The sequence below is a fragment of the Oleiphilus sp. HI0066 genome (assembly GCF_001635725.1).
The window spans coordinates 1-1,439 of the sequence record NZ_LWFH01001804.1; the positions used below are offsets into that span (position 1 = coordinate 1).

General features: G+C 41.5%; 2 protein-coding genes. Both read left to right on the top strand.

All coding sequences use genetic code 11. The annotated features are described in order from the left end of the window. A partial coding sequence (locus A3738_RS28015; protein WP_156504555.1) for an ABC transporter permease subunit occupies positions 1-700 on the top strand: 700 nt, incomplete at its 5' end. Positions 701-711: 11 nt separating this feature from the next. Further along, positions 712-1,439, top strand: a 728-nt coding sequence (locus A3738_RS28020) for an amino acid ABC transporter permease (RefSeq protein WP_068764007.1), incomplete at its 3' end; no start/stop codon positions are given.

Below are 1,439 nucleotides of genomic sequence, written 5' to 3' on the forward strand. Positions count from 1 at the left end.
AGTCATCTTCCTCAATGTACGTGGATTATATTTACCTGATTTAGTTGGTGGCGCTGGCTCATCCATTGTTTATGGTTCGATTGTTGTAGCTATCGCAGCAATAGTTTTTCTCAAGAAATGGGCTAAAAAACGTCAAGACGATACAGGAGAGCAGTTCCCCGTTGCGTTAACAAGTCTTGGGATCCTTTTGGGGCTGCCACTTATCACCCTTTTCATAATGGGCGTTCCTTTCACATGGGATTTTCCTGAGCTCAAAGGTTTTAATTTCCGTGGAGGAATTACTGTTATACCTGAGTTAATGGCACTGACTATCGCTCTGTCTGTTTATACGGGAGCTTTTATCGCAGAAGCGGTAAGAGCGGGAGTTCAATCTGTTCCACATGGGCAAACTGAAGCAGCGCGCAGTATTGGTCTGCGTGAAAACAGAATTATGTCATTGATCATTGTTCCTCAAGCGATGCGAGTAATTGTTCCTCTGTTGAATTCTGAATATCAAAGTTTGGTGAAAAACTCTACGTTGGCAACAGCCATTGGTTACCCTGATTTGTTTACAGTCTTCGTAGGCACATCGCTTAATCAGACAGGACAAGCTATAGAGATTGTATTTATGACGATGGCCGTTTATTTCGTTATTAATATGACTATCTCATTCTTAATGAATCGGTTTAACGCTAGCGTTGCGTTAGTCGAACGTAAATAGGAGAGGGTGATATGAGAGTTTTTAAACCGCAAGAAGCTCAGCCAGCTCCAGAGGAGACTATGGGCGTAGCTGCTTGGATTAGAGCTAACTTGTTTTCTAATGTTCCAAATTCCATCGCTACGATCGTTATTCTAGGCTTATTGGCGAGCGTTTTACCTGGCTTAATTGATTGGTTATTCATTCAAGCAAATTGGTCCGGCAACACACAGGCTGATTGTACAAATGATAATGGGGCTTGTTGGGTATTCGTTTCTGCTTGGATGCAGCAATTCTTATATGGAAGTTATCCTATAGAAGAACTGTGGCGAGTAAATACAGGTTTAGTAGCATTGATCTTGGTTATTGCTGCGCCATACGCATTGCCTAAACATCTGCGTAATACTGTGGGTGTACCATTATTTTTGGCTTATCCGTTTATTTGTGCGGCCTTATTAGATGGTCGGCTCTTTGGATTAGAATTTGTAAGCACAGATTATTGGGGTGGTTTTTCTCTTAATATTTTTCTAGCTGCTGCAAGCATCATTATTGCCTTTCCTTTGAGTTTCCTATGGGCTCTAGGACGTCGATCAGACATGCCTTTTATACGAAGTGTGTGTGTTGTATTGATCGAATTTTTCCGTGGTGTTCCGGTTCTCGCATTGTTCTTTATGGGATCAGTAATGCTTCCATTGTTTTTTCCTGAGGGAACGAACGTAGACAAGTTATTGCGTGTGTGGATTGTTCTAATTCTATTTATGTC